Annotated in this window: 27 protein-coding genes; 2 read left to right on the top strand and 25 right to left on the bottom strand. The window is 58.4% G+C overall.

The window, feature by feature from the left end; all coding sequences use genetic code 11:
- Positions 1 to 39: 39 nt before the first annotated feature.
- The 8 genes from ABD906_RS04975 to ABD906_RS05010 form a co-directional block, all read right to left on the bottom strand.
- Positions 40 to 1,308, bottom strand: coding sequence for a PHP domain-containing protein (locus ABD906_RS04975; protein ID WP_345098478.1), 1,269 nt, complete (start codon positions 1,306 to 1,308; stop codon positions 40 to 42).
- A 57-nt stretch (positions 1,309 to 1,365) separates the two neighbouring features.
- Positions 1,366 to 1,896 (bottom strand): hypothetical protein, encoded by a 531-nt coding sequence (locus ABD906_RS04980; RefSeq protein WP_345098479.1) that lies wholly within the window; start codon positions 1,894 to 1,896, stop codon positions 1,366 to 1,368.
- Positions 1,896 to 2,546: a sigma factor gene (locus ABD906_RS04985; protein ID WP_345098480.1), complete on the bottom strand. Its 651-nt coding sequence runs from the start codon at positions 2,544 to 2,546 to the stop codon at positions 1,896 to 1,898. Before ABD906_RS04985 ends, ABD906_RS04980 begins: the two co-directional genes overlap by 1 nt.
- Positions 2,543 to 3,793, bottom strand: a complete 1,251-nt coding sequence (locus ABD906_RS04990; protein ID WP_345098481.1) for an AAA family ATPase — start codon at positions 3,791 to 3,793, stop codon at positions 2,543 to 2,545. Before ABD906_RS04990 ends, ABD906_RS04985 begins: the two co-directional genes overlap by 4 nt.
- A gap of 112 nt (positions 3,794 to 3,905) precedes the next feature.
- On the bottom strand, positions 3,906 to 6,137 hold the full coding sequence (locus ABD906_RS04995) for a cobaltochelatase CobT-related protein (RefSeq protein WP_345098483.1): 2,232 nt from the start codon (positions 6,135 to 6,137) through the stop codon (positions 3,906 to 3,908).
- 50 nt (positions 6,138 to 6,187) lie between these two features.
- On the bottom strand, positions 6,188 to 6,364 hold the full coding sequence (locus tag ABD906_RS05000) for a hypothetical protein (RefSeq protein WP_345098484.1): 177 nt from the start codon (positions 6,362 to 6,364) through the stop codon (positions 6,188 to 6,190).
- Positions 6,365 to 6,413: 49 nt separating this feature from the next.
- Positions 6,414 to 6,608, bottom strand: coding sequence for a hypothetical protein (locus ABD906_RS05005; RefSeq protein ID WP_345098485.1), 195 nt, complete (start codon positions 6,606 to 6,608; stop codon positions 6,414 to 6,416).
- 96 nt (positions 6,609 to 6,704) lie between these two features.
- Complete coding sequence (locus tag ABD906_RS05010) at positions 6,705 to 7,130, bottom strand: hypothetical protein (RefSeq protein WP_345098486.1); 426 nt, start codon at positions 7,128 to 7,130, stop codon at positions 6,705 to 6,707.
- Positions 7,131 to 7,322: 192 nt separating this feature from the next.
- On the opposite strand from ABD906_RS05010, the gene ABD906_RS05015 reads away from it, so the two are divergent.
- Both ABD906_RS05015 and repC read left to right on the top strand, forming a co-directional pair.
- Positions 7,323 to 7,532, top strand: a complete 210-nt coding sequence (locus ABD906_RS05015; protein ID WP_345098487.1) for a ribbon-helix-helix domain-containing protein — start codon at positions 7,323 to 7,325, stop codon at positions 7,530 to 7,532.
- Between the two features lie 177 nt (positions 7,533 to 7,709).
- Entirely contained in the window at positions 7,710 to 8,834 is a 1,125-nt protein-coding gene (gene repC, locus ABD906_RS05020) for a plasmid replication protein RepC (RefSeq protein ID WP_345098488.1), read from the top strand.
- Here the strand turns inward: repC and ABD906_RS05025 are convergent.
- From ABD906_RS05025 to ABD906_RS05105, 17 genes are all read right to left on the bottom strand, one after another.
- A complete protein-coding gene (locus ABD906_RS05025) occupies positions 8,829 to 8,996 on the bottom strand; it encodes a hypothetical protein (protein ID WP_345098489.1) in 168 nt (55 codons plus the stop codon). The two genes, repC and ABD906_RS05025, sit on opposite strands and share 6 nt — an antisense overlap.
- Positions 8,993 to 10,474 carry an ATP-dependent DNA ligase gene (locus tag ABD906_RS05030; protein ID WP_345098490.1) on the bottom strand — a complete coding sequence of 494 codons (1,482 nt, stop codon included), beginning with the start codon at positions 10,472 to 10,474 and terminating at the stop codon, positions 8,993 to 8,995. The genes ABD906_RS05025 and ABD906_RS05030 overlap by 4 nt, the downstream gene beginning before the upstream one ends.
- Before the next feature lie 11 nt (positions 10,475 to 10,485).
- Positions 10,486 to 11,034: a hypothetical protein gene (locus tag ABD906_RS05035; protein WP_345098491.1), complete on the bottom strand. Its 549-nt coding sequence runs from the start codon at positions 11,032 to 11,034 to the stop codon at positions 10,486 to 10,488.
- Positions 11,034 to 11,555: a WGR domain-containing protein gene (locus ABD906_RS05040; RefSeq protein ID WP_345098492.1), complete on the bottom strand. Its 522-nt coding sequence runs from the start codon at positions 11,553 to 11,555 to the stop codon at positions 11,034 to 11,036. Before ABD906_RS05040 ends, ABD906_RS05035 begins: the two co-directional genes overlap by 1 nt.
- A gap of 90 nt (positions 11,556 to 11,645) precedes the next feature.
- On the bottom strand, positions 11,646 to 12,788 hold the full coding sequence (locus ABD906_RS05045) for a hypothetical protein (RefSeq protein ID WP_345098493.1): 1,143 nt from the start codon (positions 12,786 to 12,788) through the stop codon (positions 11,646 to 11,648).
- Positions 12,789 to 12,790: 2 nt separating this feature from the next.
- Complete coding sequence (locus tag ABD906_RS05050; protein ID WP_345098494.1) at positions 12,791 to 14,131, bottom strand: DnaB-like helicase C-terminal domain-containing protein; 1,341 nt, start codon at positions 14,129 to 14,131, stop codon at positions 12,791 to 12,793.
- A gap of 63 nt (positions 14,132 to 14,194) precedes the next feature.
- Positions 14,195 to 14,926, bottom strand: a complete 732-nt coding sequence (locus tag ABD906_RS05055; RefSeq protein ID WP_345098495.1) for a hypothetical protein — start codon at positions 14,924 to 14,926, stop codon at positions 14,195 to 14,197.
- 70 nt (positions 14,927 to 14,996) lie between these two features.
- The gene (locus tag ABD906_RS05060) at positions 14,997 to 15,749 is read right to left on the bottom strand and encodes a PhoH family protein (RefSeq protein ID WP_345098496.1); all 753 of its coding nucleotides are present in this window, start codon (positions 15,747 to 15,749) and stop codon (positions 14,997 to 14,999) included.
- Positions 15,750 to 15,771: 22 nt separating this feature from the next.
- On the bottom strand, positions 15,772 to 16,332 hold the full coding sequence (locus ABD906_RS05065; protein WP_345098497.1) for a DUF4376 domain-containing protein: 561 nt from the start codon (positions 16,330 to 16,332) through the stop codon (positions 15,772 to 15,774).
- 600 nt (positions 16,333 to 16,932) lie between these two features.
- Positions 16,933 to 19,992, bottom strand: a complete 3,060-nt coding sequence (locus ABD906_RS05070) for a phage tail fiber repeat family protein (RefSeq protein WP_345098498.1) — start codon at positions 19,990 to 19,992, stop codon at positions 16,933 to 16,935.
- Positions 19,992 to 20,345, bottom strand: a complete 354-nt coding sequence (locus ABD906_RS05075; RefSeq protein WP_345098499.1) for a hypothetical protein — start codon at positions 20,343 to 20,345, stop codon at positions 19,992 to 19,994. The genes ABD906_RS05070 and ABD906_RS05075 overlap by 1 nt, the downstream gene beginning before the upstream one ends.
- 28 nt (positions 20,346 to 20,373) lie before the next feature.
- Entirely contained in the window at positions 20,374 to 22,245 is a 1,872-nt protein-coding gene (locus ABD906_RS05080; protein WP_345098500.1) for a hypothetical protein, read from the bottom strand.
- A gap of 283 nt (positions 22,246 to 22,528) precedes the next feature.
- Positions 22,529 to 22,879: a hypothetical protein gene (locus ABD906_RS05085; protein ID WP_345098502.1), complete on the bottom strand. Its 351-nt coding sequence runs from the start codon at positions 22,877 to 22,879 to the stop codon at positions 22,529 to 22,531.
- Positions 22,866 to 23,108, bottom strand: a complete 243-nt coding sequence (locus ABD906_RS05090; protein ID WP_345098503.1) for a hypothetical protein — start codon at positions 23,106 to 23,108, stop codon at positions 22,866 to 22,868. Before ABD906_RS05090 ends, ABD906_RS05085 begins: the two co-directional genes overlap by 14 nt.
- Positions 23,105 to 23,593, bottom strand: coding sequence for a peptidoglycan recognition protein family protein (locus ABD906_RS05095; RefSeq protein WP_345098504.1), 489 nt, complete (start codon positions 23,591 to 23,593; stop codon positions 23,105 to 23,107). Before ABD906_RS05095 ends, ABD906_RS05090 begins: the two co-directional genes overlap by 4 nt.
- Positions 23,594 to 23,632: 39 nt before the next feature.
- Complete coding sequence (locus ABD906_RS05100) at positions 23,633 to 23,911, bottom strand: hypothetical protein (RefSeq protein WP_345098505.1); 279 nt, start codon at positions 23,909 to 23,911, stop codon at positions 23,633 to 23,635.
- 59 nt (positions 23,912 to 23,970) lie between these two features.
- Positions 23,971 to 24,174 carry a hypothetical protein gene (locus ABD906_RS05105; RefSeq protein WP_345098506.1) on the bottom strand — a complete coding sequence of 68 codons (204 nt, stop codon included), beginning with the start codon at positions 24,172 to 24,174 and terminating at the stop codon, positions 23,971 to 23,973.
- Position 24,175 lies beyond the last annotated feature (1 nt).

Raw genomic sequence — 24,175 nt, forward strand, 5'->3', positions numbered from 1 at the left:
CCTCCCTGCTGTCGCAGAAAGGGAAAGGGTGGACGACTTTTACACCGCCCGCAGCAGCTCCATGCCGCCGCTTCCGTGGACTAGTTTCTCACCGCCGTTCTCACCGAACCGGATCGGGTCGCATTCCGTGATGCCCATGAGGTAAGCAACCAGAGAGCCGCCCACAGAGCCGCGACCAGGCCCGACAAGAATGCCGTTCTTCTTGGCGAACTGCACCACATCCTGCACAAGCAGAAAGTAGCCGGAGAAATTCAGCCGCTTGAGCACGGACAGCTCATAGGCAAGACGCGGCTTGTAGACCTTTTCGAGTTCCTCATCCGTCGGCCGGTGTCCGAACACCTTGTCCTTGAAGCGCCTGGTCCAGCCTTCCTTGCAGGCCTCCACGACAGCCTTGAACTCGTCCGGTGCCATCTGCGGCAGCGAGACCTGCTGCTTTGTCCATTCGTATTCTACCGCGGCGACGAGCCTGCCCGTATTGATGAGACCTTCCTTGAAGTGCAGACCGCCATTTGCAACACCGCGCTTGTTCAGGTGTTCGACCGCCAACTTGATGTGATCGACTAGCTCCCTCACGGAGACCACGTGCAAGTCACGGTTGAAGCGCGACAGGAACCAGGGATCGGACACCTTCACGTTCGATGCGATCGCCGTCATGATTTCCTGCGCATCGGCTTCGCCCTGGCCGTAGAAGGCCGGGCGCACGACGATTGGCGCACAGATGCCCTTTTCAATGAGGTCAATGGCAATCTGGTTCAGCCGGCCGTAATAAGGCGTGTTGACCGGAATGAGCGGCGCGTAGAAGTGCTCCACGAGCGGACGAATGTCGCCCACGATCTTCTCGTGTTCCGGATGCTCCAGGACCGAGTGGGCATCGCCCAGAACGATCGCCACATCGCCCCGGTCAAGCTCGCGCAGCTCGTTGAGGAGGTCGTCGAAGCCGAGCTTCGGCTCGTAGTAGAAGCGGTCGTCGCTGTTGGCGAGGGTCAGCAGCCGGAAGATCGCCTTCATGCCCGCTTCCTTGAGCGCGTAGATCGTCAGGAAGTAGGAGCGCGGCATGTGCTTCTTCTTCTCGCCCTTGGCGGGCCGCCAGGTCGGATCATCGGTAAGACGCAGCCTCGTGCCGATGACCGGCTTCAACCCCGCCTTCTTGGCGCGCTTGGTGAAGTCGATCATGCCCGTGACGCTCATCGTGTCGGTGAGCGCAACGGCACGCTGCCCCGCATCGACAGCCTTCTGGATCAGATCCTCGGTGGAAAGGATAGACTCGCCAATCGAGAAGTCGGTTCGAGCTGCAAGGATGGAATACATGTCTGCTTGTCCAGTGGAATAACGCTTGGAATGACCGGAACGACATCCGGCTGTTCGTCATGCCTTTCGCAGGGAAATCAGGCCATCACGGTTCTCAATCGCACCAACGTGCGTAAGCGCCATGATCGCCATGCGCGCGTGTGCATCGGCAGTGTTCTTCTGCCAGCCGAGCGCCTTGACAAAGGCAGCGCTCAGGAACTCGCGATCAAACGGGGCAGAGGCGCGTAGCAGGATGTGACAGGCGATCCGCATGAAATTCAGCCCCTTGCCGAACGGATTGACGCCGCGCCTGAGCGAGCCGCAGATGTCAATCTGGCTCCGGTCGAGCCGCTCGATGAGTTCCCGCGCCTTCTTGGGCAGCACAGTTGCTGCGGGATCGGCCGTGTGGGCCTCCTGCTTCTTCGCCCTTTGCGCAGTGCGCGGCTGCGGCGGCTTGATGCCGTATCGCTCGCGCAGAGCCTTCAGGGTGATTTCATGCGCCACCTCGCACTTCTCGGCGAAGGGGCAAGCCTGGCACACCATGTCTTCCTTACGAAACGCGATTGCAGACCCGAAGCAGCCGGGCGAGAAGGGCGGGACTTCATACATCAGGGATTCAACCTAGCGATCATGTATTTGCCAAGCTCCTCGACTTCCGCGAGGATTTGCGTCCGTTCGTGCCGGCTCGCACCCATGAAGTCGAAGATGATGTAGGCGGTCATGCGTTGAGGGGTGATGACGGGAACGCCGATCTTTCGAGCGTATTCACCGCGAATGTGCAGCTTCTGGAACTCCTTAACGAGCTCCGTCGGCTGGTCCTTGAGAAGCTGCACGAAAATCCTGGCGCGCTCCGACAACTTCTGGATGGCGAACTGGAACGCATCCTCGTTTTCCAGTTCGCTGTCGAAGTTTACGGACTCATCCGGAATGATGTCGATGAGGCTGCCATCCTCAACATCGTCTGACGGTGCAGCATCGAGCGCCAGGGCAACGGTCTGCTCGTGGAACCGCTCATACTGCTGTTCCACGTAGCGATTGATGTGGTTCTGCATGCCCCTGTAGAGGAACGTCTGAAAAGACGCTCCTCCCTTCGGGTCATATGCCTCAACTGCCTTGCACCAGGCGATCCAGAGTTCCTGTTCGATGTCATCGAGAGTGGCAGTCTTGGCACCCAGCGCATGAACACGCCGGAGAACGCGACGGGCGAAGGAGCGAATACGCGCCTCCGATGCTTTCGGATCTCGATAGTTCTCGCTCATGCGCCCATCAGCCTCTGGAGGTATTCCTGGACAGTCTTGCGATCCACGCGCGTCAGACGGTTGGCAAAAGCCAGCTCGAGCCCAAGCACGAAGTTCGCGCCGTAAGCGATGCCGATCTGTGCTGCCGAGATCAGCTCACGCGGCGATATGGTCATGGAGATCTTGCCGTCGGCGAACAGCTTGCGGACATCGTTCGCAAACTTGACCATCTTGGTCGCAGTCGCCTTGTCGATCCGGGTCACGGACACCAGGATCGACTCCTCGATCTTCGGCTCCATATACTTGACCTCTTCGGTGATCTTGAAGCGCGAGTAGTTCGCGGCGTTCTGAACGAGGGTGCCCTGATAGAGGCCGGTCTCGTCGCCAGAGCCATTCGTGTTTCCGGTCGCGCCGAAGCGGAACTCTGGATGCGGCACGATCTTGCGGAAGATCGGAGGTGCATCCTTGATGACGAGCGGCTTGCCTTCAAGCACCGGCTGATAGACAGCCGTCACGGACGGCATGGCGAAGTCGTATTCGTCGGCGCAGTAGAACCAGCCATTGAGCATGGCGAGCGGCAGCGGCCCAAGCTGGAAGACTGTCTGACCATCCTTGACCGTCCACTGGCCCAGGACGTCGGACTCCTGCATGTTGATGGTGTGCTGGACGCGCATGAACGGACGGCGCGTTCTCGCGCAGGCCTGCTCAAGCACGGTGGTCTTGCCGGTGCCGTGCATACCCCAGAGATAGATCGGCATGTTGAGCTGGAGCCCGACAATGACCTTCTTCAACAGGTCGATGTTGAAGATGTAGTTCCGGTCCACATCCGGGATGTAGTTCTCAGACTCGGGATCGTGCCCGGTCAGGATGGAGATCGGGATCGGCTGACCCTTCGCGTTCAGTGCTGCCGACGCCTTGCCAAGCTCGAAGACCTCGTGAAAGAACTCCTGTTTGACCACAACCGAGCTGCGCGAAACACCACTGCCGTCGCCAAAGCTGGTCATGAGAGCGGCGCGCGTTTCTGTCTGTTCGGCCGCGCGCTTGGCTGCCTCTGCCTTCTCCCGTTCACGCTTCTTGAGCAGCTCCTCTGCCGTCTTGGACATGAGCGGCGCGCCCGGAAACTCCGCCATGTAGCGCTCGATCGTCCATTCCGGATGGTGCTTCTGAAGGTGAGTCTTGATGACGTGGACGCGCTGATTGTCCACATGGCACACGATTCGATCGTCCACTGCCTCGTCAGCAGTGGTGAGAACTGCGGTATCGGTCATTTGCTACCCTCTGATCAATTTGCGCTGTCGCGTAGCGCTTTGTTAAATGCTTACTTACTTTCTGCGTGGGAGACAAGCGATTTTATAAGTATCCGCATACTTACCAATGCGGCTACATGAGGAGCTTTCTGATCTCCCCAATGACGGTTGTCGGCAGCTCCTTCACGTCATTGATGACCACATTCTTGGGATAGAAGCGCTTCACGGACTTATCCATGATGCCTATGCCGATGCACTCGATGTTGAAGTCCTCCTCAAGGTGCTTGACCATGTAGGACAGATGCGGTCCAGACTTGTAGGAGCCGGCCGGCTGACCGTCCGAGAGCACAAGCATCACCTTGCGCTTCTCGGGCCGCTTCAACAGACGGATTGCAGCATATTCGAGGGACTCGCCGTCGATGTTGCCGTTCAGACCAGGCTGGGCAAACATCATGTAGGCGAAGCGCTCCTTCACCTGTGGCGACATACGCTCCTCGAAATCCTTGTAGATCGGCATCACGATCGGCTCGACACGATCCCAACGTATCTTGGATGCGGTCATCTCCCTGTCGATCGCATCACGCAGCGTCTCGGGTATGTTATACCAGCCGCCGGTCGTGAATCCGATGACCTCATGCGCGATCTTGACGCGATCCAGCACCTGCGAGAGGGCGAACGCCGAAATCATGCAGAGCTTCATCTTTTCCCCGCCCATCGAGCCGGAGTTGTCGCACAGAAGCGTCACCGCCGTGTCCTTCGAGGTGTGCTCCTGCTTCTGCGTGAAAACACGCGGATCACCCTGCAACACACGATAGAGCGAGGGGGCATGAAGTTTGCCCTTGCGATGCCCGGGCGTGCGAATGACGTGGCTCTGCGAGGCAAGCATCCGCTCGATGTCCTTCGTCATGCGACTGGTCATCGACGCAACTTCCTCTTCCATTCTCGGAACCCATTCCCGCTTGATGTTCGGCGGCACCTTCACATGCTCGATCCTGTCGATTTCACGGGTGAGCACAAGATACTGGCTCGGATCCATCGCAGCGACCGCCTCATCCGAGATCAGGATGGCAATCTGCTTGGACATATCGACCTCCTCGAAGTCGCGGTCGTCGTAGTCAAAGACCGCCTTCGACGCAGCGTTGCCCACACCACCACCGCCGCCCTGGTGCTCGGTATCGTCGTCGCTTATGTCGCCGACACCGCCACCGTCAGCGCCTTCAGTGCGATACTTGCTTACACCGTTCTGAGGAGCGGACTTGCTTTCTCCGCTCTCGTCACCGTCGTCGTTGTCTTCGCCCCCTTCGCCTTCACCTGAGCCTTCCGCGCTCTCACCATCTTCGTCGTCGCCCGGCCCGTTCGACTTTCCGTCCGCTTCACCTTCACCTTCACCTTCACCTTCACCTTCACCTTCATCATCGTCGGCATCAGGCTTCGCGTCGCCGTCGGAGGTCTTGTTGTCTTCCTTCTCTTTGTTGCCGCCTTCCTCTTCTTCCTCATCACCAGTGCCGCCAGCGGAGATCGTGATCGTCGTGCCGGAGCTCTCGTCATCGTCTCCAGGCTCCTGACCATCGCTGTCGTCGTGGTCGCGGGCTCCAGTGCCATTGCCGGGACCGGCCTTCTGATCAGGCTTGTCCTCGCTTTCATCGCCGTCCTCGTCGGGATCAGCGTTCGCAGAAGCCGGCGACTGCTGCGCCGGATAGATGATCCCCTCGAGCTCCTCGGCGATCACGCGCGTTTCGGCCGTCGTGGTGCAGGTCTTGAGAAGGTCCAGCGTCTCCGGCTTCAGCCCCTTGACCACCGCATCAATGTAGGGGTTCTTCCAATAACCCCCTTCGTCCATGAACTCCTGCATTTCCTCATGGCCGGCGAGCGCTCGCATCAGCGGCACAAGCAGATAGCGAAAGGCGTCCTTTTCGTCCTTTGCCGTCGCCAGGGCCTTCTTTGTGACCTTCTCGAGGAAGTATTTGCGGGTATCGGACAGGTTACGTGCGGAACCAGGAAAGTCGGCAACCATGCGCCGTTCGATCATCGTGTCTTCCACGATGTTGTGCAGGTTCATGAAGCGCTGCTTCTTCGGATCGCGCAGATCCTTTGCACTCAGGCCGCCCGCCGCTCCATACTGCTTCCAGTCGGTATAGAGAACGTGGGCGACCTCGTGGTCGATGAAGCCCTGGATCGCACGAACAAATTCCGGTGCCGCATTGTCCGGAATGCTCGGAATATTGACGCGCTCAGGAATCTTTGTCAGCGGATTGGTCGAGACATAGGCCTGGGTGCCGATCTGCGTCACCGTGAGGCCTCGACCTGCAAGCAGTGGAACCAGTTTTTGAATGATCTCCCGTAGCTCGACAATATCCCGGTTCATCTCTCTCTCGTCCGTAACTAAGTGATTACTTATAAAGTGAAAGTAACAAATCAGTCGTCGGGAAACAAAAGGATGCTGTTACCGGCGCATGGAACGATGAGAATGTGCCTACGCTGTTCTATTTTACCAATAAAAACCGTCATCCCTTCAAGCTCTACTTTTTCCTGGTGTTCCATCGTGGTTGCCAGGATTTGAGCATCTTCATTAGGCAGCAGGTCCCGCTTCATCTCTCTCTCGTCCGTAACTAAGTGATTACTTATAAAGCGAAGTAGCAAATCAGTCGTCGGGAGACAAAAGGATGCTGTTACCGGCGCATGGAATGATGAGAATGCACCTACGCTGTTCTTTTTTGCCAATTTCTATTTTGCCAATAAAGACCGTCACCCCTTCAAGCTCTACTTTTTCCTGGTGTTCCATCGTAGTTGCCAAGATTTGAGCATCTTCATTAGGCAGCAGGTCCCGGTTCACCATTTCGTCCTCCAGTAAGTGCTTACTTAGCGTGATACGGAAAATTTTAGCCAGCCCCGTTATAGACAGGGCCGGCCTCGCTTGCTCATGATCATGATGTTACATGAATGCCCTTTCGAGCTTCTCGGCAAGATCGGGCGTCAGCTCTGGGTCCGAATTGTTCGTGACCCTGCGTATATGATTAATGATGGCAGCCTCGTTGACGGACAGGCGTTCATCATTCGGCCCCATAATCAGATTGACGATCTCCGGGGAGTAGTTCTGTTGGAGCGCCAGTCTAATGAGCTTGCGCTCGTCAACCCGCAGGGCCTTCGCAAGAGCGGGCGCGCGCTCGACCGGAAGCTTGCCCAGACCATTCTTGATGATGGTGAGCATATTCCGATTGTTGAACCCCACTTGCTCGGCGACCTGCTGTTGGGTCAGGCCGAGGACGCTCATTTGCTTCTCTATGATCTTGGAGATTTGCTTGGACGCCTCCGCCTTCGCGCGGTCCACAGCAGTTTGGTTTGCTCTTTTCGCTACCATTAACAATTCCTTCCTGTGAATGATTTCGACAATTGAAGCTATAGCGCGCTTTTCATGGGGGTGTAAATTAATGCATACTTACATAGAGCCAAAAATCATCGCTGTCGCGCCAGGGGCGCGCTAAAACCACAGATACTTGCGGCTTCGACGCGAATCGGGCATTAGTTACTAGTGACTGTTTGGGAAGTGGCTATGTCGGAAAAGATTACGAAATACGAAAGGTATCGTCGCAATCGCGAGGCCCAAGGGGAGACTCAAGTGCAGATCTGGCTGCGCCACGACCTGTGCAAGAAGGTAGACGCCTTGGTCCGCGCCGGCAACTACAAAAACCGCTCCGAACTGTTCGCGAAGGTGATGGCGGAATTTGTCGAGGGACGAAATTTAGAAGGTCAACAGATGTAGGCAAAGCAAAAGCCCCGGGACTGCAATCCCAGGGCTTTTAGAGGGTATGGATAACCGGACATTCTGAGAGAACACCGGATCTCAAAAATCACACTCCGGTTATCCCGAATCACGAGTGATTTGTCAACACCTCCACGGAGGTGAACGACCCTGCTTTGCCCTGAAGAGGGAACGAAAATGAGCAGAGGGCAGCATACCGGCTGGCGCTCACTGGCTACAGTGAGGCCGCTTGTTAAGCAACCACTTACTGACGAAAAGACGGCTCTTTTCGAGGCGGGAAGGCTGTGCGCACGGGCACTGAACCTGTCGCCCAACTGCCGCTATGTGCTTGAGCAACTTATAGGTTTCTACGGCGGGGAATTGGTAGAAGGCCGGATGCTGGTCTGGCCGTCGAACGAGATCCTCGTAGAGCGCACGGGCATCCCGGAGCGGTCCATCCGCTACGCGCTGCGCCAGCTTATCGACCTGGGCGTCATCGTCTCAAAAGATTCTCCGAATGGTAAACGATTTGCTCAACGTTCGCCGCAGGGGCAGATCATTCGCGCCTTCGGCTTCGACCTTGGGCCCATCCTGCACAGGGCCGGCGAGTGGCGCGAGCGCGTCCAGGCCCAGAAGGACCGCGAGCGGGAGTGGAAGGAAGCCTTTGACGAAATGACGGTCCACCGGCGCTCCGCCCAGGAAGCTCTGCGAGCGATTGCGGAGTGGTTCCCCGACACCGACATCAGCGATCTCGTCCGCCGTGCGCTGGAGCTATCCAGGCGCACACCGCGGCGTTCGGCCAAAGGATGCGCCGTCGAGCCGTTCAAGAGCGAGTGGAAAGCGATCAGGGAAGAAGCAGAAGCAATCTATTATGCCGCCTGTGGCGGCAATAACTGCCGCCACAAAGACCATAACAAAGATGCCCCTGAAGAGTCTTGTTGGAATGGCCGGGAAGATAGTGTGGGCGAGGCGGCGCCGCCGCAGCTACATGTAAACGCCGCGGACCTGGCTAGGGCCTGCCCTGATGCGATGGAATTTATCGGCGAGGCGCGATCAGACCGGGAGCTTGTGTCGGCGGTTGCAAAAATGCGCGGCGCGTTTGGTGTGAGCCCGTCCGGGTGGGAAGAGGCCTGCCGTGACATCGGCAGTCTGCTGGCCGCGGCAACGCTGGTCTATGTGGTGCAGTTGCAGGCAGCTCCGGCGCCCGGGGCCGATCCTATCAGAAATGCCGGCGGCTACTTCCGGGCGCTGGTGCGGCTGATGAAAGAGGGCCGCGTGAACCTTGTGACCGAGATTCAGCGGCTCATGCGAAGGCGTCTATGAGCGTTCTTCGAGGTAGTCGGCCCAGGCGCGCAGCTTTGACACCACGGCACGAGCGGGAAAGTCGGTGAGCATCAGTTCGATGATCGCCTGCAAGGCGATCTCGCTGTTCTCCCGCTTCATGTTCTCGACGGCATCAGCAGCGATACGGTCAATGGTCTTCACGCAGCCTCCCTTGTTTCTATTTCGCCGTCCTTGTCGTCGCGGTAGCGAACGAAGCGGGGATGCCTGAGCGAGCCATCAGGCGTTACCTCGTTGTATTCAACCTCAATGAGACGGCCGGTGAAGTAGTAGGTCTTGATGCCCTTCTTGATGACGGGTTCCTGGCCAGCGGTAGCAGCAAGGCACTCGACAAGGGCCGCTTCGCGCTCGGCATCGCTAAACCCGCCGCCGACACGGACTTCCACGCCGTTGTGATCGACGAGATAGCCGCCGAACTTGCCCTCAAGCTTGGTGCCAACCTCACCCTCGAACCACCCGATGACGCGAAGATCCTCGGTCTCTTCAGCTTTGATCTTGAGCCAGCCGTTGGACTTCTTCTTCTCATAGAGGCCGTTCGGATCCTTGAGCATGATGCCCTCAAGCACTTTCGGCTTGCCGGTCGCCTTGTCGATTGTTGTCTTGAGAAGCTCGGCCTCGCGTTCTGGATTCCCACGCGCCAGATACTTCGCCAACGACATAGACCGGGCCGTCTCGAACAGCTCCATTGCCTCGCGCTCGTTGTTGGCAAAGAACTGCGGCACAAGCTGGAGCATTTCGCCTTCCTCGTGCGGCAGCGAGGCCTTTGCCAGGCGCACGAAGTCGGACAGCAACCGACGGCGCTCGACAAGAGGCTTGCCTACCGCCCCGGGCGCGTCGAAGTCCCCGAACGACATGAAATCGTAGAGATGCAATTCGGCACCGATTGCCGCCTCACGAGCGCGCCGGAGCTTGCCGGTGTCCTCGAACAGCCCCATCATGGCCTCGCCGTCGAGCATGAAATCAAGCTCGCCGTTCTCGTTGAGGAGAACTTCGTTGAGGTCTGCCCGACCTGCGCCGACAACGATGTGTGCGGCCTTCATGACGATCGGCACCATGAAGTCGAGCGCAGGAACCGGATTGCCGGCGCGCGTGAAAAATCGACCATTGCCGTTGTGACAGAGGAACGTGTTGCGCTGCCCATCGAGCTTGAACTCGGCCTTCTGCGGCCAGGACTTGACGCGCTTGGACTCGTAGGCATTCGCACGCATGACCGCGAAGGTCGGAATGAGCCCGGGCATCACGGCGTTGATCGTGGCCGGACCAATGCCGCATTTCAAGTCTTTCGACAGGATGAGGTAGAGCAGGCGCGCGCCGTCGGCATCAAGCGCCCCCATCACATCGCGGATCTCGGCCTCGGCAGCCCGGCCGGTAAGCTCGCGCTTCGCCAGCCGTTCAAGCAGCGGTTTGACCAACGTATCCCTGAACTGAATGTTAAACGTGCCGCCCGAGCCATGCTCCACCGCCTTGACTCCGAACGTGATGAAGGGGTTGTAGGCCCATTCGAGCACGAACTTGCCAAGCGGCATCGCGACCAGGAGACCGAGAAGCTCCTCCTTCTCGGTCCTCGAGCTTGTCTCGCCTATCTGTTCGATCAGGCGCAGAACATCGTATGCGGTTGACATAAGTCACTCCCTCACATCGAAACGGCTGCGGCAAGGTCGCCTGTTTCAGCAGCCTTGTTGACGAACTTGCTTTCGCCCCGGTCTGCTTTCTTCGGCGCGCGACGCGGCGCAGATGCACGTTCGGCCGTGCGTTCGGAAACCGGCTCAGCGTCAGGCGGTGTCTCGCCGATCAGCTTGTAGATCCGGGCCGAGGACGACTTGATCAACGCCTGCTCTGCCGGCGGCACACCGAGCTTTTCCATGAGCTTGTCAGGCACAATCACCGGGGCAATGCGCTCAAGAATGCTGCGCTCGATCCTGCCCAGAACCGGCGTTTCAGATCCGTATGTGTCAGGCGGATTCCTGTTGTTGCTGAAGGAGATTCTGCGAATGATCTCCGCAACCGGACACTTGCCGGCCTGGATGCAGGCCTGGCAACCACGCCGAACAGGCGGATAGTTGGCGACATAGACCAAATCCCGCAGCTTGTTGCAGGCGCGAAACTGCGTTTCGACATTGAAGATCGGACAGATGAACTTGAACTGGTTCTTGTCCGAAAAGGTGAGAAACAGGCGTGTCATCAGAACAGTCCAAACAGGGGGTTGTTTTCGTAGACCTTCAGAGCTTCGACGCGCTCCTCTTCGGCCAGGCGCCGAAGCTGCTCCGAGATGTCAGCCTTGCGAATGTGCTCCTGGGGCCGGCCTTCCTCGTCGAAGCGAGGCGGATCAACGTCGCGCATCTTGCTGGTGTCGAAACCGGGGTCGAGGTGATTGACGGCCGTCTTGCCCATCTTGTTGAAGAGGGCGAGCCCGATAGTCCTTGAGAGTTCCAAACGATGCTCCGCCGTGCGCTTCTGCATCGGGCCATCCTGGACGTAGCCGCGGCCAATCTTCTCGTTTTCCTTCTTCGTCGCGGCCCGCTCCGCCTCCTCAAGCGACTTGAAGATTTGAACCTTGACATCCCCGAACTGGCTGACGCGACCCCATCGAAACACCACAACCGCATCATCCTGCATGTTGTGGATCACAGTGATGTTGTAAAACTTGGTTCCACCCCGGTGGACGTAATGGGTCGTTTCGATCTCGATCGGATATTCCTTCATGCCCTTCTCCTGAGCGCGCTGCGCGCTGTGTTCGTATTTTCGTTATACGACGCAAAGCGATGGAACTGACGCGGTGAAGTAAGCGCTTACTCATAATCCGTATTTAGCGCGTTCGCGCTCGGAATACGGATTTCTAAGCCGCCACTTGATGTCGAGCGCCGGAGACCACTCGTGCGCGGCGTAGAAGGCCTTGCGCACAACCTCGGCCGGAACCTCGTTCGGATCCTTCTCATGAGGCAGAAGGGCAATGCGAACCTGAAGCCCGATACCCGCGAGAAGCCTGGCCGCCGCAAGCGCCGCATTGATAACCTTCTCCTCGCCGTCCCACATGATCGTTACACGTTTCAAGCCCCTCTGCTTGAGCACATTGAAGCGTCCAAGCTGATCGTCCCCGGCAGGGCTGCCATACGAGAGATGCTTGCCGAAAGAGCCGACCGGGACGACGCTGCGAAGTGACGATTCCTCATCGAGCGCAACCTTGATCGCCGCCACGTCAAAGGCGCCTTCGCCCATGACCACGTGATCGGTCGCAACAACGTTGTGGCCGTTGTAGAGGTAGCGCCCGGTGCCGGGCAGCATCTTCGGGAAGAGGTATCGCTGACGCTCCTGCACACCAAGCGCCCGCTGCTCGTCGGTGATTGGCGGCAGCAGATCGCGCCCCTGGAATGTCTTGAGTTCACCATCAAGGTCATAGACCGGGATGATCAGGCGGTTGGAAAAGTCCTGAAGCTTCACCGTGCCATCGTCGTCCTTGTATTTCCACCAGCCGAACTGACACCAGCGGAAGCGAAAATACCGGGCTATCTCGGCGTCGAAACCGCGATGCTCGAGATAAGCCAGGTTGGAACCATCCGGCAGCGGCAGTTCCTCTGACACCGGAAGCTCCACATTCGTCTCGAATGTCGCAACCATCGCCTTGCGCTTCGGCCGCCAGCCCTGTTCACGCAGAAGCTCGCGCGCCTCGCGCATCGTGGTCTTCCAGTCCTGGCCCCCGAAATAGTGATGCAGGAAACGCAACTTGTTGAAGCCCAGGCCGCAAACGAAGCAGTTGCCCAGCCCCGTCTCGACGCCGAAATAGACGCGCCAGCGACTGTCGCTACAAGCGGGGCAGGTTCGGATGTTGAGCTGGATGCCGTTGACGCCGCGCGTCTCCTTGTAGGCAATGGATTCCCGCTGAAGGAAGAACTCGATGTCGAGTTCTTCCATCAGTTCGTCGATGGAAATGTTGCTCATGATCAGACCCTGCCGAGGACCTTCGTCAGAAACTTCATCTTCTGGCGATCCTGCTTGATGCGCAGGCTGAAGCCATCTTCGGTATTGCGCGACAGCAGCCAGGTCAGACGCGCCTCGCCGGCCGCCTTCTCTGCGTCGGTCGCATTGATACCAATCAGGATGTCAACCGTTCTGGCCTTGTTCCAGTCGTCGCCAATGTCGGTTGCCTTGGCCGTCGAGGCCCTGGCACCCTCGCGATTGGTCTGGGTGGCCGTCAGCACGGCGATGTTGTGCTCAAAGGCGATTGCGCGCAGGTCGATATAGATCGTGCGCAGGTTTTCGATCATGCTGTCGGACCGATACTCCGCTGCCATGATGTCGGCGTAGTCAACAATCACCAGATCGAAGATGATGCCATTTGCGCGGTAGTCCTCGATGAGGCGATTGACCTGAGAGGGTTTGCAGGTGCCGGACGCATACTCACGAATGCGCAGATGACCGGCGTTCTTCGCCCGGAGCGCCTTGATCGCCGCCTCGACCCTGGCGTGATCCTTGTGCAGCTCGCGCATCAGCGTGTCGGAGTTTGCCGCATCGAGGCGCTCCGCAATGATCTTCTTGCTCACTTCGAGGGTGATGTAGAGCACATTGTATCCGGCCAGAGACGCATTGCGCCCGAAATCGCCGAGCGACATGGACTTGCCCGCCTTGGCCGCGCCCATGATGCACGAAAGCTCGCGACGGCCCCAGCCGTAATGGTAAAGGTTCCCATCAATGTCCGGATAGCCTGTCGTGATACCTTCGCGCACGATCTTGCCGGCCAGCAGATCGGCGCGCTCCTTCGTTCTGTTCTCGATCTCCGCCCAGTAGTCGTAGTCACCGTCATCGACAGTAAGACCAACAGACGTCGCCTTCTTCATGATCTCGGCGATCTTGTCGAACTGTCCCTTCTCAAGCAGAGGAATCGACCTCATCATCGCCTGCTCGATGGCCTGGTGCTTCGCGAAACGCACGACCTGATCGACCACGTAATCCGGATTCGACAGATCGGCCTTGATCGCTTCCTTGATGACGGCCTTCACGCCCTCGAGCATGTCGGGCCGAAGCCGCTTGGCGGCAATCTCATCCTTGATGAGCGTCGGCAGGATCTTGAGATCCGGGACAGACTTGTATACGCGCAAATGGTCCTTTGCGATGCGAATTAGCGCGCCGGTCGCGTCCTCGGTGAAATACTCGGGCTGAATGAGATCGTTGGTTTTCAGCGCGAAGCTGGTATCGCGTAAGAACAATGACGCGATCTTGGACTGGAACCCCGCGTCGAACTCGAACTTGGCGTCGTTTGCGACTTCTGTTTCGGCTTCTGACACAGAACTTTCCCTTTTGGATGTAAGCGATTACTTACTATTGCTTATAACGAAAAGCGTCTTGGGTTACTCGAGGTAACGCTCGAAGACTTCAAACTGCTCGGGCGACAACCGGGCCCGGACCTTGTCGATCGGCAGGTGATGGGCCTGGACAAAATCGGCCAGGTAGGCCGGCGGGTTCATGCGCGACATGGCCTGGGCGAACAGCCACTCATGGTAATCGTTCTGATGCGGCAGACCCTGATAGTTCTGCACAAGGTAGGCCGGGTGCTCGGCCACGTAGATGTTGCTGCCCTTCAGTTCTTCCCAGCGCTCAACGATCTTCTCCACGATCGCCTCGCTGTAAAGCTGCGTGGGCTGCGGCATGGTATTCTGCTTCCACCAGCGCATCCGGTAGGTGAAGGCAAGGTCGATGTAGATATCGTAAGGCATGCACAGCCAGTCGGCGATCTGCCGGCCACGCCAGCAACCGACGAACTTGCGCTTGGTCTTCGGAGTGCCATTGCGCTTCAAATCGCCCAGCATTCCCTCGAAGTTCAACGGCGCGATATACTCGGCACGCTGGCGGTCATACTCCTGCGCGTAGATGCGCTTGTAGACCCGGTTGTAGGCCTCGATGTAGGCGCCGGTCGCCTGGAGCACGGTCATGTGGCGATAGTCGAACCACTTGCGCGTGAACAGCTCCCGCTCATGCTCAAGGATGTCCTTGTCGATGAACTGGCAGAAGTAGTCACTCTCCAGGGTGTGCGTTCGCTCCGCGTCGATTTCGGTCGAAAAAGCTAGAATTATGCTGGACATGCCTGTTTCACTTGTTCGTTGCTGCGCACGTTATAGCGATCAGCACACGGCTAGACTGGAGAGAGGGAGCCTAAGCTCCCTCAAGCGCCTCCACGATGGCCTGGCAAATGCCGGAACGAACAATATCCTCGCGGAAGAACTGGACAGACACGACGCCCGGGACATGGGCGAGCTTTGAGCGAACGATCTCAAGCCCGGATTTGCCCCGCGGCAGGTCGGACTGCCTGGGATCGCCGTTCAGAATGAACTTGGCGTTCTCACCGATGCGCGACAACAGCATCTTGAGCTGCCCTTCAGTCGCATTCTGCATCTCATCGGCGAGCAGCCAGGCATTTTTGATGGTCGAGCCACGGATGTAGGCAAGCGGCCGAGGCTCGATGTTGCCGTTCTTCAGGAGATACTCAAGGCGGCCAGTGCCGAAATACTCCTCGAACGCATCGCGCACCGGGCGTATGTAGGGCTCGTATTTCTCGTCCAGCTCGCCAGGCAGAAAGCCCAGGGATTCACCCGCCTCAACGGCGGGTCGAGTGAGGATGATCTTGCGAATGTCGCCCCGGTCAAGCGCTTCAGCGGCACGCATGGCGGCAAACCATGTCTTGCCGGTTCCGGCGGGGCCCACGCCAAAGATCACGTCAGCAGTGCGGATTGCCGCATCATACTCCCGCTGCGCATCGTTGAGCGGCGCGACCGGAGTCTTCATGCCAGTGGTCGGCCTGAAAGGCGGATTCTGTAGCTCGAACGCACCCAGGATCTTGTCGTTTGCGGCACGCAAACGTTTCTCGCGCTTGCTTTCACGAGCGCGGGCTTTTGAGGGCTTAGGCATCGGAGAGGCTCCAGGTGGGAATTTATCGTTGACCCCATATTACCCGAAGCCTCTTAAANCCATGCTCGAACACGAGGTCGATCTGCTCCGTCGTCGTGATGACGCCGGTCGTGATCAGAGCAAGAACCTGGCCTTCCAGGGCAAAGCAGTCACGAACATGCTGACGCACCGCCGAAGCGAGCGAAGTAAAGTCCTCATTGCTGATCTGCCGGAAAACACCATCGGCAAACTTCCAATAATCCGGATCATCACGTTCGCCCGCTTCGATTGCCAGGCGCTCGGCAATGATCTTGGACTGGCTCTCGCGGTCGGTGTGGACGGGCAGGCCATTCCAGACCGTCCCGCCTATCTCCTTTTCGTAGCGCTTCTGGGCGGCATGGTCTGCGAGCGAAGCCTTTATCTGCTCGGGCGTTGGCGGTTCTGGTTCCGGCGGGGGCGGTGCCTCGACGGCAGTATAAATATTACCATCCAGTTCAAACTCCCAACCCGCCTTGACTGGCGAAGCGTGGAACCCGTCAAGGTTCACTGCGCCGCCCTCATTGACCTGAAGGACGACCTCACCGTTTTTAGTAATGTTAAGCATGGTATTATTCCCACTCAATTATAACTCTTCCGTTAGCGCCGTTGTTAGAACCTCCCCCCGCTCCGCCGCTACCTACGCTGAACGATAAAACACTACCTGCGGGGACTGCTCCTTTGGAGTATTGTTTCTGTAGATACCCACCACCTCCGCCACCGCTTAAAGTTACGTATTCTTCATTGCCGGAATTGTAGTAACGGTCACCGCCGCCTCCTCCTCCGGGAGCTTTACCTGGTTGTGCCTGACTACCTCCACTCCCACCATTGGGGGATGAACCTCCAGTCATACTCGACGACGAGCCTCCGGTAGTGTTTATGTCGCCGCCGCTTGCGGTCCCTCCTGGTGCTGTTCCTCTTCTTCCATACCCGCCACCATTCGCCGTAAGACCAAGTGACGAACACGTGGTTGCGCCCCCCGACTTTCCGTTACTCGAGCCGCCGATCAACCCACGAGCACCACCACCGCCGCCGCCCCACATGCGTATGCGCAGGAATGTTTTGTAAGCGGGAACAACAAATGAATGTGTCCCACTGTTATAGGTAACAGAGCCGGGCGGATCAAACACCTCCGCGACTGATAACGGCATGAACTGACCGATTGCCATCAGCTTGCCTCCTCGAACACAAGAACCTTTGTGGTGTTGATTACGCGGATCGTTGCAAAGTTGTTTCCGCTCGAACGAAGCTGGCCGTAGACCTTGGTGAACCCCGTAGCCGTGCAGGTGCCGCCCGAGCCGCTAATACGGATCAGGATAGAGTAGGAACTCCAGTTGATGTCGTCCGGCGCCTGAAGCGTGAAGTTGCCGTCGTTGGTAAGCGCCTGATAATTGCCATTGGCCGGATCGGGCTTGATGGTCTTGCCGTTGCTGCTGCCCAGGTTGTAGGTCGTCGAGACGAAACCACCAAGACCTGTATCGCCGGTCTTGTTGATCTTGGCGTTGAGACTGGACTGAAGATTTGCAACGTCCGAAATCGTGATACCGAGCGACGCCTTGAAACCTGCCGCCGTGTTCTTGCGAATGTAGTTGTCGGTCGAGGAATAGAAGATCGTATCCGAGCTGCGCGTGCTCGCGCTGTGCGAGCACCACATAGAGTCGCCCTTAATGTAGCGCCCATTGATGTCGCCATCGCTGGTGCGCTTAACGATTGTGTCTGCATCCGCATCGGTCGAAGCGGCAGACGCATCAAGCTTGGCATCGAGGGCAGACTGAAGACCGGACACATCCGCAATGCCGTGCGTATGCAGGGACGCGGCCTTGTCATCCAGGGCCGCCTGAAGCCCATTCACATCCGCAATCTCATGCCCGTGGGAGATCGGCGCTGCGTATGCAGCGACCGCCTGCCGGACGCGCTGCGCCGTCCATGCCCTCGTGGACGTCGCCGTGCCTGCCTCCGCCTCAGCCTGCGAAACGGTGGAAAGGTTACCCGTAGAGCCCAGCGCACGAGTAGACGAAGTCCCTCGGAAGTAAAGGACATTGCCACTGATCCACACATCGCCAGTGACAGGAGAGCTGGGCCCCTCGGTGCCCTGACCGACGTTGAGCATTGCGCCGTCTGCCGAAGCTGCCGGGATCTCCAGCCTGCCCGTCATGGTTCCGCCGGCCAGATCCAGCTTGGAGTCGAGCGCACCCTGCAAGCCGCTGATCGTGCTGATGGGCTGTGTGCCGGTGTGGTTGGCGCGGTTCTTCAGGTTTGCATCGGTGTCATTCTTCGTCGCCTGGGCCTGAATACCGTCAAGCTTCGACTTGTCGCTGGACGACATGAAGCCCGCCACCGACGTTGTGGCGGCGGCATGTGTATGGCTTGCAGCCGAGTAAAGCGTGTCGAAGTATGCCTTGAGCGTGGACTTGATGTTGGACCAGCTCAGCTTTTTCAAGACATAAGAGGCTGCGGAGTCGATCAAAGCGACCGTATCGCTGTCGGCCGGAGTCGTCTTGGCCGACGAACCGTGAATGGCCGCACCAACATTCTCGGCATCCGTCTTGTCGGCGCCCGCCTCGATTCCGTTGAGCTTCGACTTGTCGCCGCCGGACATAAAACCGGAAGCGGAAGTCGTCGCGTCCGGATGTGTGTGATTGGAAACGCCAGACGACAGCGAATTGATCTGGTTCTGGATCTTGCCAAAGGCCGACAGAACGGTGTCGGAGGCTCCGATCGCGCCGCCTGAGCCCGTCGAAAGTCCGGCGAGCTGCGTCGAACGCACGCGCGCCTCGGTGAAATACTTGTTGGTCGAACCTTCCGACAGAGAATCGGTCGTGCCAGGCGATGCCACGATCGGCGCATAGCCGGAACCGGTCCAGCGGAACTGGGAGCTTGTCATGCCGCCCACGGTGTGCGGCGTCTGGAGAACGTAGATCTTGCCGCTTTCGCCGGTTGCCGGCAGCGAGGCGTAGTCCGGGAACTCGAGCACGTCATCGACGTAGCTCGGAAGCTGTGCAGCCGGAACCTTGCCATTCTCATCAAGCGAAGCGACGCCGTTCGCCACACCCACCTTGCTGGCGTCAAGCTTGGCATCCAGCGCCGACTGAAGGTTGGTGATCTTCGAGATTGCCAGGTTCGGAATGCGCGAAGCGTTCAGGGTGCCGGAGGTAATGTCGCTAGCGCTGTGAGTGTGCGATGCCGGCGGGAAGGTCGAGGGCTTGTTCTCGACGCCAGACCAGTCAACGGCATCGGCGCGGTCGGCCGAGTTCACCTTGCCGTCGTTGTTGCTGTCGTAGACGGGCGTGGTCATGTCGCCAGAGCCGGGCGCGCCGCGCACATTTGCAGCGTCTGCCTTGTTCGTCACGTATCCAGTCGCGCCGATATAGAGGCCGGTTTCCGGCTTGACGCCTGTGCCACCCGTCCAGTCAACCACCCTGAGAACAAAGCGCTCGTCGTCCTGTTCAACAGCCAGGATCGGTGACCAGGCGTTATTGCCGGCCGGACCCTGAAGCGCGCTGAGTGCAATCAGATCCTGCCAGGTGCCGCCTTCCAGGCGCCACTGAATATGCGTTGCCGTGACACGCAGCTCGACCTCATCACCCTTGTCACCCTTGAGGTCAGCAAGAGGAATAAGGTTGGTCCAGGAACCGGTGCCAAGACGCCACTGCACGTAATCACCGCTGCGCCGCAGCTCGATCTCGTCGCCGTCCTCACCGCGGATTGCGGTCAGCGGCAGCAGATCCTGCCATGCACCGGAGCCCAGCCGCCACTGGATATGAGTTGCGTTGGTCTGAAGCGATACAGGCTCGCCCGGATCGCCCTTGAGATCGAGAATGGCAATCAGGTTCTGCCAGGCCTCGTCGCCGCGACGCCACTGGATCTGACCGCTGTTGACCCGAAGTTCAACCTCGTCGCCGGGATCACCCTTGTCGCCCTTGATGTCGAGGAGCGGGAAAAGGTTCTGCCAGGTGGACTCGCCCACCAGACGCCACTGGACATAGGAGCCGCTTCGACGAAGCTGGACCGGCTTGCCCTTGAGAGACTCCAGCCAGTCGCCGAGGTTGCCGGAGAAACCCTGTTCCACGGCAAGTTCATATGCGCTCTTACCCGTGAAGCCGCGATCGCCCCTCTCACCCTGCGGTCCCTGCGGACCCTGGCGCGTCAGTTCAAGCCGGAGCTCGTGATTGTGGCGAACCCGGACCAGAATGTCATCGGCATAGGATACAACGAGATCGTCAGACATCAGAGCCTCGTCACGGAACGCTTCACGGGGATTTCGAGGTCAAAACCGAGATGTATCGGCTGGGTGAGATCTGTCCGGATCACGTCCATGACAACCTTGCCGGCCTCCCAGTTCTTGGTGACTTCGGCCGGCAGCACCAGTTCCAGTTCATTGCCGGAAACGCGAATGACACGGCCGTTCTCGGTGGTCAGCTCAGCCTTGAGCGGTCCATCATAGGTGTCTCGCACATGCGCCACGAACTTGGCGCTCGGCGGGAAGGACTCCAGCGCCTCGGAAATGATCTTGAATTTCAGGCGCCACTCACAGCCAGTCTGGATCGCCTTGCCCTGAAGATAGTGATTGTAAGAGGACATCTCGCCACGAGTATAAGTAAACCCTTACTTACTTTCTACCACGCCATTTGCCGTTCTGCAAGGTAACGAGAGTTCGCTTGCCGTTCGGATACTGCACAATATTCGCCACTGCCCAGCCCGATGGACCTCTGTTGTAGCCCATCTGAAGCTGCATCGTTCCGGCGACGTAGACGCCATCAAGAATCTCCGGCGAGTGCTTGTCGGCGATCGACATGCGCCGGCCCATTGCCGCAAAGCCCGTCACGGTGCCTTTTGCACCGTTCGCGCCGCGATAGCCGTGATTGCCGTGCTCGACCTCGTTGAGGAGGTAGGACTGGCCGTCATGCACCCACTGGACCGGAAGGTCGATCGGTGCAAGCAGGTCACGGATCGCCCATTCGAGCAGCGAGAAGGTCGGCGGGTTGACACCGGCCTCCAGAGCCTCGGCCACCTGGCGGCGGAACTCCATATATGCCTGCTCAAGCCGCAAGCCGTAGAGCATGTTGATGCCGTCATTGCGGTAACGTCCCTCGCGCACATAACGCTCAAGGGCGAGGTCATGGTTGGAGTCAACGACGATGACCTGGGTGTCCTCGTATGCGTTGCTCAGGGCGTAGAGGAAATCGGCCGCCATGAAGACCTCATCCTCGACACTATCGCGGCCGCGATAGGCCATCTCGAACGCATGGGCGGCATCATTGGCGTTGTGATGGTTACGGGACTCGTGATCATGGATGTCGTGCAAGAAGACCTTCTCGGGCTTCAACACCTCCATCATCGAGCCAGAATGATGTGCCCGGTGCGGATCACGCGGATGGATGCCAAACGAGGCGATACAGTTCTTCGGATCGGCTTTGGCTATGTGAACGTCGCCGAAGACGATACCGGCCACGCCGTCATGAAAGGTGAAATCGTCGCCATTCACGTAAATGTCCAGATCGTAGAAGGAGCCATCCTCATCGGCAATGATCTGTCGGCAGAAGATGTCGCCATCCTCGTCGAACTCGACAATTGTCGCGCCCAGCACCTGATGAAACACCGACTTAACACCAGCCCTGCGCGGAATGACCTTCGGCCGGGTCACAGAACCGGTCGTCATCACCTGATGGGCCTGGATGTTCGGATCGGTGGAGGGAACCGACTTCAACTGGATCATCGGATGCGGGAAAACCGCCCAGCGTCCCCGGGAATAGGTCGTAAGATCCGAGATAGGGCGCCGGGCCGTCGGCAGAGTGTTCATCTCGCCGGCGAAGATGAAATTGTCACCGATCTCCATCTGACCAAAGCACAAGAACTCCTCGAGCCTGGGATCATAGAAGCGAGATGCCGGGTTGGTCTCGGACCACCACTGCGTCTCGTAGGTGAGGGGACCAACCACGATGTCGGCGTCGATCAGCTCGGCGTAGGTCTTGAGAGAGCGCCAGAAGGGCAGGTGGATCTCGGCATCATTCTGGGCGGAGGTAAAGATAAAGGTGCGACCGCGCGGATCCTCGACCCTCTCGACCCGGAGCGTGTCAGAAAGCCAGGTGCGCGGCGTTGTCTCCTTCTCGACATTCAGTCCCAGCGCCCGATCATAGACAATTGCGACAGAGCTTTCGACAATGACAGCTTCGGGGTTGATGACAGGGTATCTAGAGCGTGTCAGAATCGAACATACAGCGTCCCTGAGCGCGTCCGCGCGCTTCTGAGCATGATCTCTAGGGGTAAGCTGCTCCTCGTCATTTCTCGTCTTTGTAATGACGCGGCTGATGAGTTCCGGGACCTCAACACCTCGACGCGCCAGGCCGCGAAGAATGGCACCCCTGTTCCGGACGGTCTGATAGGAAATGCCAAGTTCGAGCGCCACATCAGCAATTGTCGGAAAGCGCTCCTTGTCATTGTAGACTTTGACGAAGGTTTCGGTCCACTCCGGCAGCTTCATTTCCCGTCCATCGTTTCTAATTATATAGCTATATAGTTAAATACTTAGATACTTATATTAGAAACGCAGGACTCACTGCCCCGGGGGAACGGTGAGTCCTTCGCGCATCTCGTCATAGTATCCAACGACAGTGTTGAGGTTGTTCCGGCAGATCACCAGATTGGCCCGGTCCGAGGCCCAATTCCGCTCTACCTTCGCCTGCGACATGAAACCGGCCGGCAGTTCAGTCGGGCCCTTGCAGGTCCTTACCTCTGCCGGAAGCTCCGGGAGATTGATCGGTGCGTTAGCGGATGGCCCGGAGGCGGCGCACGCTGTCAGCAGAAATGCCGAGACTGTTGGCGCGAGGATCCGTGTCAGCCTCTGCTTCGATCCGTTCGAGTGCATCTTCAAGCCTTTCCTTTTCCTGGCGAATACGGGTGATCTCTGTGTTGAGGCGCAGCTTGGCCTCAGCAATTGCGCGCTCGTTGGCCTCACGCTGCTCCTTCATCTTCTGTTCGTAGTGGAAGGCGGCATCCTGCCAGCCGGACTCGTAGATCGAGTTGTAGATGGTCCATCCGGCTGCAATCACCGCGACCGCGGCCACAGCACAGAAGCCGACCTTGACGGGCGTTGGAATGAAATCAGCCAGCTTCATCGTCACCTCTCAGGATTGTCTTGCTTGCTTCAAGAACCTTGCGAAAATCGGCATGACCGATACCGACGTAGGCGCTGTAGAGGATGCCGATGAGACCGAGGCCTGAAGCGGCGACAGCTTCAGCCTGGCCCCTGTTGATCGCGTAGAAGACGGCCGCCCAGGCAAGCGCGCCGTTGATCACAAGCATCCACTTGGAAAAGCGCCGGGAGCTCTTCTTGGGCAGTCTCATCGCATTGCCACCTTTACGAGATGCCGGAGATAGTCGCCGACTTCCCTGTAGCCCTTTAACTCAGGCTTGAAGACAAGGCGGGTGTAGTCCCACTTGCCGAGCTGCTTGATGCCCAGGTTCGGCTGGACCTCGGCATGGGTCAGGATGGTCTTGTCAGTAACGGGAATGCCGTAGCGCTTGGCGAGCGTAGCGATCAGTTCGGCGAGCTTGCCAAACTGCCGCTCACTGATCGGGTAACGTCCGGGATTGAACGGATTTTCAGTAGCGCCGGCCATTCCGCAGGCGGACACGCCAATCGAATAGGAGTTTGCCGAGCGCGTGTGCGCTGCATACCTCCCCTCGCGCAGCGGCGGAATGTTCGCGCTGATCGGATGCAGGCCGCGAACGACCGTTCCGTCACCTTCAACCAGGAAGTGATAGTGTTCCTTGTCGAGGGACGACGCGACATACCCACCGGCTGTCCAGTGAGCGATGATGCGCTTCATGGGCGCATTGGGCATCCAATGTTCGGGAATCAAGGCCATTTACTGCCTCGTATTCTGTTCGATCCGGTCGATGATCGTGGTCAGCCGCTCGACGGCGATCCGGAGCTGGCCTGTCTCGCTGGTGAGCCGGTCCGTGCTGCGTTCGAGACGGATTCCGCTCTCCTTGAGGGACTGGATTGCCTGATCCTGCTCGAAGTTCTTCTGTTCGATCGCCTTGAAGTAAGAGACGGCATTCCAGCCGACCGTGACGGTGGTGACCAGGGACAACACAAAGCCGACCTTGGCCGGCGTGATCGTCATCGAGGGGGTATCAGCCATGATCGCGCTCCTGTGAGGTAAGTAAACCCTTACTTACCACGAGGAGCGAAAACACGCAATCAGCCGGTGACGCTGCCATACCAGAGAACGGCACCTGCAATCAGCACCACCACGATAATGCCGCCGATGATCAGGCGCATTTTCTTGCCGCGGCGCTCATAGGACAGGAGCTGCTGGTAGCGCTCTTCCATTTCCTCCTCGGTGAAATAGGAAGGCATGCAGTAGCCCTTGTAGGGCACTTCGCCGGGACCACAGTTACTCATC

The sequence above is a fragment of the Chelativorans composti genome (genome assembly GCF_039541695.1).
Taxonomy (GTDB): Bacteria; Pseudomonadota; Alphaproteobacteria; order Rhizobiales; family Rhizobiaceae; genus Chelativorans; species Chelativorans composti.